General features: G+C 61.7%; 12 protein-coding genes. 7 read left to right on the top strand and 5 right to left on the bottom strand.

The features are described from left to right. Positions 1-284: 284 nt before the first annotated feature. Positions 285-1,109: a winged helix-turn-helix domain-containing protein gene (locus EI28_RS00555; protein ID WP_048111818.1), complete on the bottom strand. Its 825-nt coding sequence runs from the start codon at positions 1,107-1,109 to the stop codon at positions 285-287. A gap of 185 nt (positions 1,110-1,294) precedes the next feature. Here EI28_RS00555 and EI28_RS00550 point away from each other — a divergent pair, with 185 nt between their 5' ends. From EI28_RS00550 to EI28_RS00525, 6 genes are all read left to right on the top strand, one after another. Continuing rightward, positions 1,295-2,554 carry an MBL fold metallo-hydrolase gene (locus EI28_RS00550; RefSeq protein ID WP_048111810.1) on the top strand — a complete coding sequence of 420 codons (1,260 nt, stop codon included), beginning with the start codon at positions 1,295-1,297 and terminating at the stop codon, positions 2,552-2,554. Beyond that, the gene (locus EI28_RS00545) at positions 2,554-2,799 is read left to right on the top strand and encodes a DUF3006 domain-containing protein (RefSeq protein WP_011844550.1); all 246 of its coding nucleotides are present in this window, start codon (positions 2,554-2,556) and stop codon (positions 2,797-2,799) included. Before EI28_RS00550 ends, EI28_RS00545 begins: the two co-directional genes overlap by 1 nt. Positions 2,800-2,844: 45 nt before the next feature. Further along, positions 2,845-3,942, top strand: coding sequence for an NAD(P)/FAD-dependent oxidoreductase (locus EI28_RS00540; RefSeq protein ID WP_052379625.1), 1,098 nt, complete (start codon positions 2,845-2,847; stop codon positions 3,940-3,942). An 11-nt stretch (positions 3,943-3,953) separates the two neighbouring features. After that, positions 3,954-4,643: a ribonuclease III domain-containing protein gene (locus EI28_RS00535; protein ID WP_048111808.1), complete on the top strand. Its 690-nt coding sequence runs from the start codon at positions 3,954-3,956 to the stop codon at positions 4,641-4,643. A 22-nt stretch (positions 4,644-4,665) separates the two neighbouring features. After that, complete coding sequence (locus EI28_RS00530; RefSeq protein ID WP_052379624.1) at positions 4,666-4,974, top strand: ATP cone domain-containing protein; 309 nt, start codon at positions 4,666-4,668, stop codon at positions 4,972-4,974. A 380-nt stretch (positions 4,975-5,354) separates the two neighbouring features. Continuing rightward, positions 5,355-6,767: an MATE family efflux transporter gene (locus EI28_RS00525; RefSeq protein WP_048111807.1), complete on the top strand. Its 1,413-nt coding sequence runs from the start codon at positions 5,355-5,357 to the stop codon at positions 6,765-6,767. Between the two features lie 6 nt (positions 6,768-6,773). On the opposite strand, the gene EI28_RS00520 is transcribed toward EI28_RS00525, so the two are convergent. Further along, on the bottom strand, positions 6,774-8,381 hold the full coding sequence (locus EI28_RS00520; protein ID WP_052379623.1) for a HAMP domain-containing sensor histidine kinase: 1,608 nt from the start codon (positions 8,379-8,381) through the stop codon (positions 6,774-6,776). Between the two features lie 391 nt (positions 8,382-8,772). After that, the gene (locus EI28_RS00515; protein WP_231476502.1) at positions 8,773-9,414 is read right to left on the bottom strand and encodes a superoxide dismutase; all 642 of its coding nucleotides are present in this window, start codon (positions 9,412-9,414) and stop codon (positions 8,773-8,775) included. A gap of 370 nt (positions 9,415-9,784) precedes the next feature. Between EI28_RS00515 and EI28_RS00510 the strand changes: the two genes are divergently transcribed. Then, a complete protein-coding gene (locus EI28_RS00510; RefSeq protein ID WP_048111803.1) occupies positions 9,785-11,365 on the top strand; it encodes a glycosyltransferase in 1,581 nt (526 codons plus the stop codon). Positions 11,366-11,371: 6 nt separating this feature from the next. Here EI28_RS00510 and EI28_RS00505 read toward each other — a convergent pair whose 3' ends face one another. Both EI28_RS00505 and EI28_RS00500 read right to left on the bottom strand, forming a co-directional pair. Further along, positions 11,372-13,414, bottom strand: coding sequence for an acetate--CoA ligase family protein (locus EI28_RS00505; protein WP_048111801.1), 2,043 nt, complete (start codon positions 13,412-13,414; stop codon positions 11,372-11,374). Positions 13,415-13,752: 338 nt separating this feature from the next. Continuing rightward, complete coding sequence (locus EI28_RS00500) at positions 13,753-14,760, bottom strand: McrC family protein (protein ID WP_231476503.1); 1,008 nt, start codon at positions 14,758-14,760, stop codon at positions 13,753-13,755. Positions 14,761-14,822: the final 62 nt, after the last annotated feature.

The raw sequence follows: 14,822 nt of genomic DNA, 5'->3' as shown, positions 1-14,822 counted from the left end.
TTTGCAAATCCGAACATGGAGTGGTTTTCAGAGAACCGGTGAATATTTATTACTCCGACGAAGATTCATCACTCCGATGCGTCCCGGTATTTAAACACGCTATTCTGGCAAAGGGCTGAGCAGGCTGGAGCGGTGCATTCGCCCCTCTCTCCGGCCCACTCAACAAACACGAATAGAAATTTGTCTGAACCCTGAATGATGGTATATCCCCGGATGCCGTGGAACGACGTTATACCGGGTGTTGCATTGGGCACTGGGATATTGGATCCCGGAAAAAGGGGATATCAGGGCAGTTCCAGCGGTCTGGCGTCTGCTCTGTAATGTTGGAAGAGTCTCTCGCCCCAGGAGATCGCTGCAACGTCGGTACTGATGAGATCCGTAGCAGCGTCGTAGGTGCCGGCATCATGTCTGTACAGGCCCAGTGACAGGTATCTGTCGGTCACTGTCATCCCCAGGCGAATCGGCGAAGTAGAGACGTACACCTTGAAGTTTTCATGCCCTTTCAGGGATCCCAGCATTGTATCATACGGCCCGGTGGTCAATGTCTGGGCGAGTTTCTGGGAGACGATGAGTTCAACCGGCCTGCCGTCCTGAACTGCCTCTTTAATCGCGTTTGCAAGGACCTGGCTCATAATTGATGATACACCATGAATCCATGACGCTTCCTTGAGTATAGTCAGAAAGGCTGCATACACGACGAAGATGTTCTCTTCAACATCTTTTACCACCTTTGAATTGTACAGGTGTTGTATCCCTCTCAGAAATTCGGGTGGTATGCCCTCGATATCGTGCTCTACCCAGAAGTCCCGGTGGCGCTGGAGCACCCCCATCACCATGACCAGCCGCTCGATCCCCGGTTCGACAATCCTGCCCATGGGGGTGAGCGCGTAGTCTCCCTTCACCGATTCGACGTAATGCAGGCCCTCGAGCTGCCGGATCTTCGGGATAAGCGCCTGCGACGAACTCCCTGTGATGTCGCGAAGGGTCGAAAGCGGTTTGCTCCCGCTACCGAGTGCGATCATCACCTGCGTCAGCAGTCTCGACCGGAAAATTGCCTGAACGTCGTCGTGGTACTCGTTATAGATCTCAAGGGGTGATACTTCCTTCATCGTCCTTACTGATAAGGGGTGACGGTCGACGCATATCATCCTTTCCATTCCTGCGCGCTTCCACCATCCCCTGTTCCCTCCCTTCCGCCGGCGGATCGAGCACATGCCCGGAACGTCGGGTACGGTGCCGATGCCCGACCTCAGCACACTTATAGCCCTGGCGCCCTCTACTTGTTTAGAGAGCAATGTCGTCCATACCTGCACGATACCTGATCTGCATAGCACTCTTTGCATGCACCGTCGCCTGCCTCGTCACCGCAGGCTGTTCCAACCCTTCCGGGCAGCAGCCGGAGATCGGCTCTGACCTATCCGGCGATCTCGTCGTCCATTTCATCGACGTCGGGCAGGGCGATTCGATCCTGATCGAGTTCCGCGATAAGACTATGCTCATCGATGCCGGCGAGCGCAGGATGGGGGAGCGCGTCATTGCATACCTCGATGAGAGGAACGTCGAGACACTCGACGTGGTCGTGGCGACCCATGCGCACTCCGATCACATCGGAGGCCTTTCCGACGTCATCTCCGCCTACCCGGTCGGCAGGTTCGTCGATGCCGCGCAACCGCACCCGACCGCGACCTACGAGAACCTGCTCGTCCTGGTCGAAGACCTGGGGATACCCTACACCGCGGCGGAGCGCGGGCAGTCGATCGCCCTCGATCCCGACCTCGAGATCCTGATCCTGAACCCGGGCGCAGAGCCGCTCGGCGACATAAACGAGGATTCCGTCGTCCTGAAGGTGACCTACGGGGATATTTCGTACCTCTTCACGGGCGATGCCGGGACCCCGGCAGAGGAGAGCATGGCGGAGGCCGGGCTCGACCTCGATGCCGACGTCCTGAAAGTCGGCCATCACGCGAGCCGGTACGCCTCTTCGGCGGAGTTCCTCTCCTCGGTCAGCCCCGCGATCAGCGTCATCGAGGTCGGCGAGGGGAACGACTACGGCCACCCCCATGAGGAAGCGGTCGAACGCCTCGAGGCGACCGGATCGCGCATCTACCGGACCGACCTTGACGGAACCGTCATCGTCGCCACCGACGGAACGGCGCTCACCGTTGCCGCCGGCGGGGCACCCGCCGCCACCGTGACGGCCGGGGCAACGACCGCGGCCGCAACGGCGACCCCGACGGCGACGCCCGCTCCCTCATCCGGCGTATACATCGCCGGCCTCGACCTCCAGGAGGAGTGGATCGCCGTCGCGAACGCGGACGAAACGGCGGTCAACCTCACCGGCTGGACGATCACCGACGAAGGGACGCGCAACACCTACACCTTCCCGGTCTACACGCTCGATCCGGGCGCCGACGTCACCGTCCACTCCGGGGCGGGCAACGACACCGCGACCGACCTCTACTGGGGCCGGGGAAGCGCGGTCTGGAACAACGACGGCGACCTCGCCACGCTTGCCGACGCGAACGGGACCGTCGTCAGCACCATGGAGCGGTGATGATGGCGGAGGATGAGTCGGCCTTCCGGGTGAGCCTCGATCGCGTCGAGGAGGGCCTTGCCGTCCTCCTCCTCCGCGAGGACGAGTCGATCCGGCTCACGCTCCCCCGCTCCCTCCTTCCGCCCGGTGCCCGGGAGGGCGATATCCTGGAGGTCGCGTTCCGCCGGGACGTCGCGGAGACGGAGGCGGCGAGGCGGCGGGTGGCGGAGAGGATCGAGCGGCTGCGGAAGCGAAGCGCGGAGTAACGTCCCACTCTATTTTATACCCTATCCCTCCTTACGAGAGCACCGATGCAAAACCGGTGCGACGTAGTCGTCGTCGGTGCGGGCCCCGCGGGCAGCACCGCCGCGCGCTACGCGGCAAAAACGGGGCTCGACGTCCTCCTGATCGATAAGCGGAGAGCGATCGGCGTCCCCGTCTGCTGCGGGGAGTTCAACGCGTCACCGGAGGTCCTCGCGAGCGTGCTCCCGAACGCCTCCGGCCTCGACGAACTCTTCCCCGTCGACCCCGGGCTGATCCGGCGGGAGATCCGGGGCGCCGTCGCCGTCTCTCCCGGCGGCCGGGAGTACGAGTTCAGTCTTCCCGGCTACACCGTCGATAGGGACGCGTTCGACCGGCATCTCGCGGATGCGGCCGTTCGTGAGGGTGCCGTACTCTCGCCGGATACGAAGTTCCTCGGCCGGGAAGGTTGCCGGGTAACGACCACCCGGGGCGTGGTCGAGGCTCGCGTCGTCGTCGCCGCGGACGGTCCGCTCTCCCCGGTCTGCCGCTCGGCCGGGATGGAGCGGAGCGCCGTGCTCGCCCCCGCCATAACCTGCCGGGTCGACGGGGAGTTCGGCGACCGCCTGCAGTTCTTCTTCGGGAATCGTATCGCCCCGGGAGGCTACGCATGGGTCTTCCCGAAACGGGGGTGCGCAAACGTCGGGCTCGGCGTGCAGAAGAGAGATGTCCCGGTTCCGGTTCTCCTGAGAGCGTTCCTCGCGAGCCAGGGGTTCTCCGCCCGCGACGTCCAGGCCGGGTTCGTGCCTGTCTCCGGCCCTATCCGCGAGACCGTCCGCGAAAACGTCCTCGCCGTAGGCGACGCCGCGGGCCACGTCGTCGCGTCCAACGGAGGGGGTATTGCGCCCGCCATGATCTGCGGACGGCTTGCCGGGCTTGCGGCGGCGGATCACCTGCTCCACGGCGAGCCCCTCGCGGCCTACGAGCGGGAGTGGCGTTCGGCGATAGGCCGGGAACTCCTCGCCGCCGCAAGGACGAAGAGGATGGCCGACCGGATTCTCGGCTCGGACTTCCTCCTCGAGCGGACGATGCGGCTCCTCGAGGGCCGCGGCATTGCAGACGTCATCATTCACGGCGGTCTCCGAAAGGCTCATGCCTTACGGGAGTAACGGGCAGTGGGATGCACCGCTCGCTTACGTGGGACCTGCCGGGAATCGAGGGGCGGCTCACGACGCTCAGGGACGACCTCGTGCGGGAGACCCCGGCGCTCTCTACGGGAGACGCCGAAAAGTTCCGGCGCTGGGTCGGGGACATCGAGACGATCTTCGCGAAGGCGGCCGTGATCTCGGGGACGATACAGCCGGAGGTCGAGGCGGATCTCGGCTACCCGCTCGGGGATCGCGAGCAGTTCGTCATTGCCATGTTCCGCCCGAGCACCCGCAACCTCTTCGACGAGATAGCGGAGCACGCCCGGAGCAAGTGCTGGTGTACCCTCACCGATGCAAACCTGCGGGACCTCGCGGGGCTCCACGAAGTGGCGGGGGCGCTCGCGTGGATTGGTGACGCCGCTCTAAAGATCGGTCTTCTTCCGGCAATCTGGGATCCCGATATCGCGAAAGCCGGAGTCCTGACCGGGAACCGGAAGGCATACGACCGGAACTCGAACCTCGCCCGGCTCTGCGATCGCTGGGGGCTGTATGAGCACCGGATCCACTTCGACCCCGACACCCCGCGAAGCACACGGAAGGTCGACCACGTCAAGGGGACGCTGGTCGAATCGGTCTTTGGGATTCTCTTTCTCAGGGAGGGGCTGAAAGGAGTTGCATCCGCAACGGAACTTCTCAGGCCGCCTGCCCCGAGGCGAGGGTGACCGGAACGGTTATGATTCCCGGGTGCCCTCCGTCTTCCTCGAGGTGATTGAACTGGTCGATGTTGTCAAGGCCGACGGCAGGAGAGAACCGTTTGTGCGGGAGAAGGTGACCGTGAGCGCGCTGAAATCGGGAGCGCCGCCGGAGGAGGCAAGGGCGATCGGCGAAGCCGTCGAACGAATCGCCTACGACGGAATGCCTTCCGGCGAGATCCGGCGCCGGGTGCTCGAGCAGCTCCATGACCGGAACCCGGAGTGGGAGGAGAACTGGCGCATTTACGACCGCGCCGTCAAGAAACGCGGTGCGGCGGCCGTGGAGCTTCCCGCACGCTGATCTCATCTTTTTTTTATCTGGATTCAATGCCGCGGATTTTACCGGTTCGGCATGAGGCGGCGCCCTGCCGGCCGGGAGCCCGGATTCCCCTCGACCGGGCGCGTAGCCGCCGAAGCAGGGCATTCGACCGCCTGATTCTATTCGGCCGGTGCGAAGGTATATCTACTGATCCGCGCCCATATTAGTCTTGTATTGCCATATGGCGTCAGGAAATTAAAGAATTGGGGCTGCTATTAATCGGCCGCTTTCGGTTCTGTCACATAAACCCGACCCGTTCGGCAATCGACATCAGCAGATTGGCACGACGTCCCACCCGCCCTCCAGACGTTCCCCGATTGCACAGGGGGCCCGCGGCGTGGACGCGCCAGCAGGCGATATGTATGCCGACAAGTGACTCGGAAGACGATACACCCGCAAGTAGTAACCAAACAGAAGGAACAAAGATACTCCTCGCCGATCCGAAGACCGCGATCCTCCGGCTCTCCCTGCCGATGATGGTCGCGATGACCCTCATGACCCTCTACAACGTCGTCGACGCGTTCTGGGTCGCGGGCCTCGGTGCAGACGCTCTTGCCGCCGTCGGGTTCGCATTCCCGCTCTTCATCATAACCATCGGGTTAGCGAGCGGCCTTGGAACCGGTGGGGAAGCGGCGCTCGCGCGGACGATCGGTGCTCGCGACAGGGCCGGTGCGAGCAGTGTTGCGATGCACACCCTTCTCCTGATGACCGTGCTCGCCGTCGCCGTCACCATCCCGCTCTACCTCTTTGCCCACGATATCTTCGTCCTCATGGGAGCGGGCGACGCCGTCGGCCTGGCCACCGAGTATGCGCGAATCCTCTTTATGGGGACGTTCGCCCTCCTCTTCGGCGAGGTCGCCTACGCGCTCATGCACGGCGAAGGAGATGCAAAGCGGACGATGTACGCCATGGCGGCGGGAGCGGTGGCGAACATCGCCCTCGACCCGATCCTGATCTACGGGCTCGATATGGGAATCGCCGGCGCAGCCTGGGCGACTATCCTCGCGGAGGTCATCGCCGCCGTCCCGATGGTCTACTGGCTCTTCGTGAAGAGAGATACCTACATCTCCCTCCGCTTCCGGGAGTTCTCCCCGGACGCTGCAGTTGCACGGAACGTCCTGGGGGTCGGTCTCCCCGCCGCAGCCGAGCAACTGGCCCTCGCGCTGATGGCCCTGATCTTAAACGGCGTCATCGTCCTCATAGCGAGCACCGACGGCGTCGCCGTATACTCGGTCGGGTGGCGGGTCGTGAGCATCGGTCTGACGCCGATCCTCGCCATATCGTCGGCGGTGGTCGCGGTCACCGGCGCCACCTACGGGGCACGGGCGTACGCACGGATGGAGACCGCACTCCGGTTCGCCGCACGGCTTGGTCTCGGGATCGGTCTCGGGCTTGCCGTGGCCACGTTCGCCTTCGCCCCCCGGATTGCCGCACTCTTCACGGCGGGCGACGTCCCCGGAATCGCCCCGGAGCTGACGACCTACCTCCGGGTCATGAGCCTCGTCTACCCCATGGTCGGGTTCGGGCTCTTCTCGGCGTCGTTCTTCCAGGGGACGGGGCTTGGCGCACGGTCTCTAACGATCACGGTTCTGCAGAACGTCGTCCTGTCCATCCTCTTCGCCTGGATATTTGCAGCCGGTCTCGGGTTCAGCCTCTCCGGCATCTGGTGGGGAGTTGCCGCAGGGAACGCAATCGGCGCGGCACTCGGGTATGCCTGGGCGCGCCGGTACTCGGCAGGGCTCCTGATCGGGCAGGCCGGAGCGGCGGCGGCGTGAGGAGACTCACTCCTCATACTCGTCGGCCTCGCCGTGCACCACTTCGCGCAATGTGAACTTAAACGACGCCCCGAGGTCGGGCCTGCCTTCCACCCTGTCCTCGACCCAGATCCGGCCGCCGTAGCGTTCGACAAGCATCCCGACGATGTAGAGGCCGAGTCCTTCTCCGCATCCCCGGTTCCCGCCCTGCCTGAACCGGTCGAAGATCGTCTCCTTCATTGCGTCGGGGATGCCGGGGCCGGTGTCCTCCACGGTCACCACCACCGCATGGTCCTCCTCGAGGCAGTCCTCCACGCGGATCGCGATCCCGGCGTCCGGTCCGCCGAACTTCACGGCGTTGCCGATGAGATTCGTAAAGATCTCGGGGAGCAGGTCGTCGGCCCAGACCTCCGCCGTAGTGCCGTCAAAAGAGATGGTTGCTTCCGGGGTGCGCTCGATCCCTCCCCTGATCACGCGGCCGAGGTGGATCGGTTTTACGTCGGACGGTTCCTGGTGAATGCGGCGGATGGTCGAGACGTTCTGGAGGATGCCGCTGCTTTTGCGGATACTTCCCTTGAGTTTCCGTGCGTACCGGGCGGCGTCGCCCTCCAGTATATCGAGCAGGAGGTCGCAGTAGAGGTTCGCGACGTTCTCCGCGTTCTTGATGTCGTGGGTCATGACGTCCAGATAGAGGTTCGTCTCGCGGTGAGCCGCCTCCAGCCGCTTATGGAGCATGCTCCGCAGAACACCCGAACCGATCTCCTGCCCGATCGCCTCCAGGAGGCGACGTTCCTCGTCCCGGAACCCCTCGACCTGCCTGCTCCCGAGGAAGAGCGCGCCGACCACGACCGATTCCGCAAGGATCGGGATGCAGGCGAGGGTGGAGACGCCGAGCGAGGCGAGGATCTCTTCCTCGATCGTGCCCCCCTCCCCCTGCAGATCGAGGTAACGCGGCTGTCCGGCGACAAATACAAAGTTCCAGGGCCAGTGGTGAACTTTGATGGCCCTGTTCCGGGCGAGGTAGTTCTCCGGGACGCCGCGGTGGTAGCGCGTGAGCGCCATCGTCCGCTCCGGGTTCAGGAGGTAGGTCAGCCCCAGGTCGAACCCGAGCAGATCGAGGGTCTTTGAGAGCGACGCTTCAAGGAGTTCGTCGAGCGAAAGGGACGACGCGGATACTCCCATGATCTGGTTCAGGACCAGGAGTTGTCTGTTCGAGGAGAGCAGACCTTCGTTTGCCGGCCTCCGGTCGGTGACGTCCCGCATGCAGAGCACCCACATCCCTGCGAACGTCCCCTGCTCAATCTTTCGGCTGGAGTAGACGATCTGTCGCTCTTCCCCCCGTGAGTCCTGCACCGAGAGGTCGAGACCGGACATCTCGGTTCCGTCGTTCATCGTGGCCAGGAGTTTCCTGGCAACTTCCCTCTCCTGCAGAAGCGGCTTCAAACGTGCGTCGAGGATCCGGCGGGCGTCGAATCCGAGGATCTCCTCTTCGCGTGCACAGAGGAGATCCATGGCAAATGCATTTGCCCAGAACACCTGCATCTTCCGATCGAGCACGAGAATACCTGCGCCGGGCTCGTCGAGAATCCGAAACGCTTCTTGAGATATGATAGATATCGAATCCGCTCTATTCATACGGGTGTTCTGCCCCCTTGATGTTTTTATCCTGTAAAAATTATATAAACAAATCACATCCCCGGTAATAAGTGATTTGCGGTGCGGCCCGACCGATGCCGGACCGCCTGCAGTATCGGCCGGTCGTGCAAACATGACCGTGGTCATGCCGAAGACCGAACCCGGCCGTATGGTGCCGCGCTCCCTGCCGCTCGTCGTGATGGGGATCGCGCACCCTTCACCGGCACCCCCTCGCTTAAAAGAACTTCTATCCGGAAGGTTTCCGCAGAATGTGGTGCCATCTGGCCCTGGAAGCCGCCTGAACGCTTTCGGGAACAATGCATATCCCCATGTTTGGAAGATGCACGCAGTCCTTGCCGCCTTTTTTGATCCCGGCGGAAAAAAGTGGTGATTAGAGGTTCTCGAACCGTTTGTTCACCGTGTCCCAGTTCACGACGTTCCAGAACGCGTCGATGAACTGACCCTTGTTGTTCCTTTGATCGACATAATAGGCGTGCTCCCACATATCGAGCACCATCAGGATCTGGAACGTCGGGTAGACGTGGTTGTTGTGCTTCTCGATCTGCATGATCATGGGACGGTCCGTCATGGTGCAGTATGCCAGTGCCGCCCACCCGGAGCCCTCGACGCTCGCGGCCGCCTTCGTGAACTCGGCCTTGAACCGGTCAAAGGAACCCCACTCCCGGTCTATCAGGTCTGCAAGCGCGCCGCCCGGGGTTCCGCCGCCGCCCTTTCCGGCCGGGGCCATCGTCGGCCAGAAGAGGGTGTGCAGGACATGGCCGCCGATGTTGAACGAGAGTTCCTTTAAGAGCGCCTTCATATCGACTTCGGTGCCTTCCTGCCGCGCCTTCTCCAGTTTCTCGAGGTCGGCGTTCGCCCCGGTCACGTAACCCTGGTGGTGCTTATCGTGGTGCAGGGAGAGCTGCTCCTTCGAGATATGGGGTTCGAGAGCGTCGGGCGCATAGGGCAGCGGCGGCAGCTCGTACTTCTTCAACGATGCAGGTGCCATCTTCTGTACAGCCATAGTAATCATTCGTCAGAAGGGAAGGGATCTATTTCATTGTGTCGGTGCTCATCGATCCTGCCGGAGATGGTGCCTGCCGGTGCCTTTCCCCGTCGTGTGCGGCTGCGGTGCTCCTGTACCGTCCCGGGCATACATCCCCGAGATGGCTGACACCTGCACCTCGCCGAAGCGGCAAAAGAGCGGAGAAGGCAGCTCCGGGGTCTGGAGGCTGCGGTTCGGCCGGCCCCGAAACCTTTAAGTGCGCCGGTATGATGGATGGTATCCGGGCCGCCTCGCGCTTTCCGCTGCACCCTGACCGAATCCGGGTTGCCGGTCTCCGGGTGCCAGTACGGCTTCGAGGCGTCTCTGCATGATATCAGCCAGACTGCGGTGGATTTTCATGACAACGGCAGCACACATCTCATTCTTTACCGTCACGCTCATGGTGCTGCTCGCGGCCGTCTTCCTCCGTGACCTGCACCTCATACTGACCGGAGCCGGGTGGAGCCTGTTTGCGAGGATTCTCTCGCTCTTTCTCGTCGCCGTCACGGCATTCGGGGTGATCCAGTTCGTGAGCTACGCCGATCACCTCCTCCGGTCGCTCTACGCCTACCGTCCCACGGCACCGCAAGAGTCGGGTGCTCCGACCTCTCCCGTCACGGTCTTCATCCCGGTCTACAACGAGGAGCCGGACGTGGTCGAATCCTGTGTCCGGGCATGCACGGCTATCGCCTACCCCGATCTCCGTATCTTCCTTCTCGACGACTCCACGGATACGCGGAAACGCACCTCAATGCAGGATATATGCCGGCAGTACGGCCTCCGATATATCCACCGCGAGCACAGGCGCGGGTTCAAGGCGGGAGCGATCAATCACGCCCTCTCGCATCTCGACGGCGATATGCCGTACCTCCTGGTCATCGACGCCGACCAGAGAGTGAAGCCGGAGATCCTTGCCGATCTCGTCCCTATCCTTGAGGCCGACCCGGCCGTATCCTTCATCCAGACTCCGCAGTTCTTCCGAACGGAGCCCCACGACCCGATAAGCGTCACGTTCTCTTACCAGCAGCACATCTACAACAAACACGTCTGCAGGGGGCTCTCCGTCAACAATACCGCCATGCTGACGGGCTCGAACTGCCTATTCCGGGTGAGCCATCTCGCTGCCATCGGTGGGATGGACGAGGCGTGCATCGCCGAAGACATCGCCACTTCGTTTACGTTCCACCTCAAGGGGCGGCGAGGGGTTTTTCTCGATGCCGTGTATGCGGAGGGCGTCGGGCCGCCGAACCTCGCCGCGTATTTCACGCAGCAACTCCGCTGGGCGTACGGGAACACCCAGCTTCTCGGGACGATTCTCCGGCGACTCGTGGCGCAGCCCCGGAGCATGACAGCGATGCACTGGCTTGAGTTCCTCGTTACGGTCTCGATCTACCTGCTTGGCGCGGTGAACGTGGTGCTCTTTCTCCTCCCCGTCGCCACGCTGATATTCGGCATCCCGATTCTCCCCGTATGGGTTCCCCCGACGTTCGCCGTGGTGCTCGTCGTGGTGATCGCGTTCCAGGTCATCGTCAGCATCCGCGAGCGGCAGTACTCCCTGTACGATCTCGCGTTCTCGCAGGCGATCTTCAACACGCTCGCCTTCGTATACGCCCGGGCGATCTGGTACGCCGTCTCGGGAAAGCACCTGCCGTTCGTCGTGACGCCGAAGGTTGCGCCAGCCCCCTCCTCCCGTCCCCGTGTCCGGATAGCGCCGGTTCTCCTCGTGATCGCGGCCGTTCTGGTATCGATGGCCATCGGGATCGTGCGGTTCGTCTCGGGGGGGCCTGATTCCGGCACGGCGATCCCGCTCTTCTGGGCCTGCTACACGCTCGCCGTTCTCTCGTCGTTTCTGGTGGTCTGGCAAAGAGACGGCAGACTGGTGGCGGAAGGCAGCACTGACCGGGCGTCCCGTCATTTTGGAACGGACAAAAAAGGGTAGATATCCTTACCGGAATCTCTGCCAGAGGATTCTTCCCATCACCCGGAAGGTGAAGTCGAGTTCCTCGAAGGTCGGGATGCCGTTCTCCTTGAGGACCTTGCGGCCCCGCTCCATCGAGTCGCCGCCAAGCAGCGTCCCGACGATCATGTTCTCGGTCTTCTCCGAGAACCGGGTGATCTGGTTTGCGAGCTGCTCTGAGCCGATGACGAGGTTCGGGAACCCGACCACGAAGGCGATGTCCCAGCAGTCCTGGTATTTGGCAAGCGTGCTGAACGTCTGCTCGAACCGCTTTTCGTTGGCGTCGCCGAGAAGGTCGATCGGGTTGTTCTTGTTCCAGAAATCAGGCAGGGACTCGTTGAGTTCCTTGAGGACCTTGGGCGGGAGGGTGATCAGGTCGATGCCGTAGCGCTCGGCGTAATCGGACGAGAGAACGGCGAACCCGCCGGCGTTCGTGATCACGACCGCCCGCTTGCCGCGGGGGTAGCCTTTCGGAGTCGCCAGCATCTCCGCGACCTGGAACGTGCCGGTCAGGGTGTGGACGGGGATCACGCCGGATTCGCGGAAGGCTTCCATGTAGACGTCGTACGACCCCGAGAGCGAACCCGTGTGGGACGAGGCCGCCTGCTGCCCTTTCACCGACGAACCGGACTTGATCGCCACGACGGGTTTGGACTTCGAGACTTCGCTGACCACCTTCATGAAGGTCTTGCCGTCCTGGATCTCCTCGATGTAGAGGATGATGCCTTTGGTCTTGGGGTCGCGCTCCACGAACCGGAGGTAGTCGATGAAGTTGAGGTCCGCCTGGTTGCCCACCGAGACGACGACGGAGAACCCGATGTCCTGCCTGATGCTCCAGTCGACCACCGTGTTGACGATAGCCCCGCTCTGGGAGATGAAGGCGATGTTGCCGGGTTTGGGAGACTCGTGGACGTAAGTGGTGTCGATGCCCTTTGGGGGAATGATCATGCCGAGGCAGTTCGGGCCGATGATACGCGTCCCGTAACGCTTTGCGATCTCAAGGACCCGGTCCTCGAGCGCTTTTCCTCCCTCGCCCATCTCCTTGAACCCGGCGGTGATGATGACTGCCATGACGACGCCCTTCTGCCCGCACTCCTCGATCACGCTCGGGACGTGCTTGGCCGGGACGGTGATGACCGCCATGTCGACGGGGTTCGGGATATCGAGGATGGAGGAATACGCTTTGAGCCCCTGGACCTCCGGGCGTTTGTTGTTCACCGGGTAGAGCTGTCCGGGGAAGTGGAGGAGGTTGTGCATCACGGCGTAACCCATCTTCTTGGGTTCGGACGAGGCCCCGATGACCGCGATCGAACGGGGGGTGAAGTACTCGATCGGGACGAACGGTCGCTCTTTCGCCGTCTTCTCGACCGCCTCATCGTCGACGAAGATCCGGGCGTCGACGATGCAGGCTCCCGACTCGTAGAGCCTGACCGGGTTGATGTCGAACTCCACGACGTTGGTGTTCTCGGCGAAGAAACAGTTGATCGCCCACATGACCTTGACGAGCGTCTCTTCGTCTCTCGGCTTTGCCCCGCGGTAGCCCTGGATCATCGGGTAGCTGTGGATCTCCCTGACCATCTGCCGGATCTCCTCTTCGGAGACCGGGAGAATCCTCAGGGTGACGTCTTTCATCAACTCGACGAGGGTGCCCCCTATACCGAAGGTGAGCACCTTCCCGAACGCCGGGTCGGTCTTCCCGCCGATGATCAGTTCGAGTCCCGGCGCCGCCTGCTGCTCGACGATGATGCCCTTGATCTCGGCTTCGGGGTTGTAGGCCTTCGCGTTTGCGACGATCTTGTTGAATGCCTCTTCCGCGCCCTGCTTTGTGGATATACTGACGATAACGCCGCCCGCATCGCTTTTGTGGACGATCTGGGGCGAATGGATCTTCATGACGACCGGAAAACCGATCTTCTCTGCCACCTTGCCTGCTTCGGCGGGGGTCTTGACGATCGCATGTTCGGGCACCGGTACGCCGTACTGTTTCAGGAGATCGTACGATTCGAACTCGCTCAGCATTCTTTTTGCCATGGTTGCCTCCTCACGTTTTGAGTATCTTTACTCGAACATCACTATGATCTTGCAGTTCGTGTTCCCTGACAGGTGACCCGTCTCCCGGAAAACTAACCCAATAGGTCGGTATGGACCTTACAGCGTGGTATCATATCTGTTTTATAGGTTTTGTAATGATTCTACATGACAAATTAGATAGGGGGTTCTGTCCGCCCTCTGGATGCCGCTGTTCCGCCCCGGAATGCCCGGATTAGAGGAAGATTCTTCGCCGATCTCCAGCGGGTTCCGGCCGTGGCATACCGGCCCGGGCAACAGTTAACGCGGGGCGTGGATGACCGGAATGGGTCGGGACACATTCACCCTTCCGCGGCAGCCCCGTCGGACTCTGTTGTCGTCAGGGGTTCCTGTTCCGCGATAAGCGGCCTGACAATCTCCCTGAGTTCGCTGCGGAACGCTGCCCACCCGTCCCGTCGGTTGAGGTCGTGGGAGAGCTGGACAGCCCTGATCATGAGCGAAATATCCACGTCCGCTCCCTCCGGGGAGTGCATTATGAGGACGAAGTCCTGCTTCTGTTTGAGGAGCACTTCCGGATAAAGGAGCATGCACCTCGCGGCTTTTGTCTTCGCAACATATGCATACATCTGGTAGAGGTCCGCTTGTGAGACACCCAGCTTCCGGTCGCCCGGATCCAGCTGTTTATACTTGGTATCGATGATGCCCTCAATTCGCGGCCGTCCGATGACGATATCCGGCCTCATATTGAAGAATTCAGTCCCGTTCGCATCCTTAGCAAGCCTGCCCACGATTGCCTGCGATCTGACCGGCACATTCCTCCCGAAGAAGTAGGCCGGATCTTCTACAAGGACTGCGCTGATGAACTCTTCGAACAGTCTCTCCATCGGGATCAGCAGAGAGAAGGATTCGACCTTCGAAGCCTGCAGGGTGAGGGAAGAATTCGAGAGGAATACTCTGCACATCCGGATATGGGGCTCGAAGATGCGGTTGAGCCGCGAGAATGCGATACGATCGATCTCGGCTACGGAGACCGGTGTTAACGTCACCGGGTCGAGGAGGTTGACGATCGAGCGGAGCAGTCGGATCGTCGTAAAGTCCGAGACAGTCCTTGACATCAGGTAACAGGTATATTTGAGGGTTCGGTTCAGGAGATTGTCGACCGAGAGCTCGTGGTACCGGCAGGGGATAATATGCATGCGAGCAGGGTTTATGTGGTGCCGGAAGTCTATCCGCCCTCGAATTACGCGGAGTTCATTCGAGTTGCGGATATATTCCCTCTTCAGGGAGCTCTTTATCGTATTCAGCAGGCTCTTTGCAAAGAGGCGAATGAAGACTTCGAAGAGGTCCATCTTCCTGAGATCGAGACCTGCCGGGTCCACTTCGGTGATGGGAACGTTTTCCGTATGAGAAA

Source organism: Methanoculleus sp. MH98A, from assembly GCF_000691865.1.
Taxonomy (GTDB): domain Archaea; phylum Halobacteriota; class Methanomicrobia; order Methanomicrobiales; family Methanoculleaceae; genus Methanoculleus.
Note: the sequence above shows the minus strand (reverse complement) of the source record. Positions and strands in the feature narration are given on the sequence as shown.

Excerpts from the sequence above, each read along its gene's own strand:
- EI28_RS00555 (WP_048111818.1), bottom strand. The coding sequence starts at position 1,109 with ATGAAGGAAGTATCACCCCTTGAGATCTATAACGAGTACCACGACGAC.
- EI28_RS00550 (WP_048111810.1), top strand. The coding sequence starts at position 1,295 with ATGTCGTCCATACCTGCACGATACCTGATCTGCATAGCACTCTTTGCA.
- EI28_RS00545 (WP_011844550.1), top strand. The coding sequence starts at position 2,554 with ATGATGGCGGAGGATGAGTCGGCCTTCCGGGTGAGCCTCGATCGCGTC.
- EI28_RS00540 (WP_052379625.1), top strand. The coding sequence starts at position 2,845 with ATGCAAAACCGGTGCGACGTAGTCGTCGTCGGTGCGGGCCCCGCGGGC.
- EI28_RS00535 (WP_048111808.1), top strand. The coding sequence starts at position 3,954 with ATGCACCGCTCGCTTACGTGGGACCTGCCGGGAATCGAGGGGCGGCTC.
- EI28_RS00525 (WP_048111807.1), top strand. The coding sequence starts at position 5,355 with ATGCCGACAAGTGACTCGGAAGACGATACACCCGCAAGTAGTAACCAA.
- EI28_RS00520 (WP_052379623.1), bottom strand. The coding sequence starts at position 8,381 with ATGAATAGAGCGGATTCGATATCTATCATATCTCAAGAAGCGTTTCGG.
- EI28_RS00515 (WP_231476502.1), bottom strand. The coding sequence starts at position 9,414 with ATGATTACTATGGCTGTACAGAAGATGGCACCTGCATCGTTGAAGAAG.
- EI28_RS00510 (WP_048111803.1), top strand. The coding sequence starts at position 9,785 with ATGACAACGGCAGCACACATCTCATTCTTTACCGTCACGCTCATGGTG.
- EI28_RS00505 (WP_048111801.1), bottom strand. The coding sequence starts at position 13,414 with ATGGCAAAAAGAATGCTGAGCGAGTTCGAATCGTACGATCTCCTGAAA.
- EI28_RS00500 (WP_231476503.1), bottom strand. The coding sequence starts at position 14,760 with ATGGACCTCTTCGAAGTCTTCATTCGCCTCTTTGCAAAGAGCCTGCTG.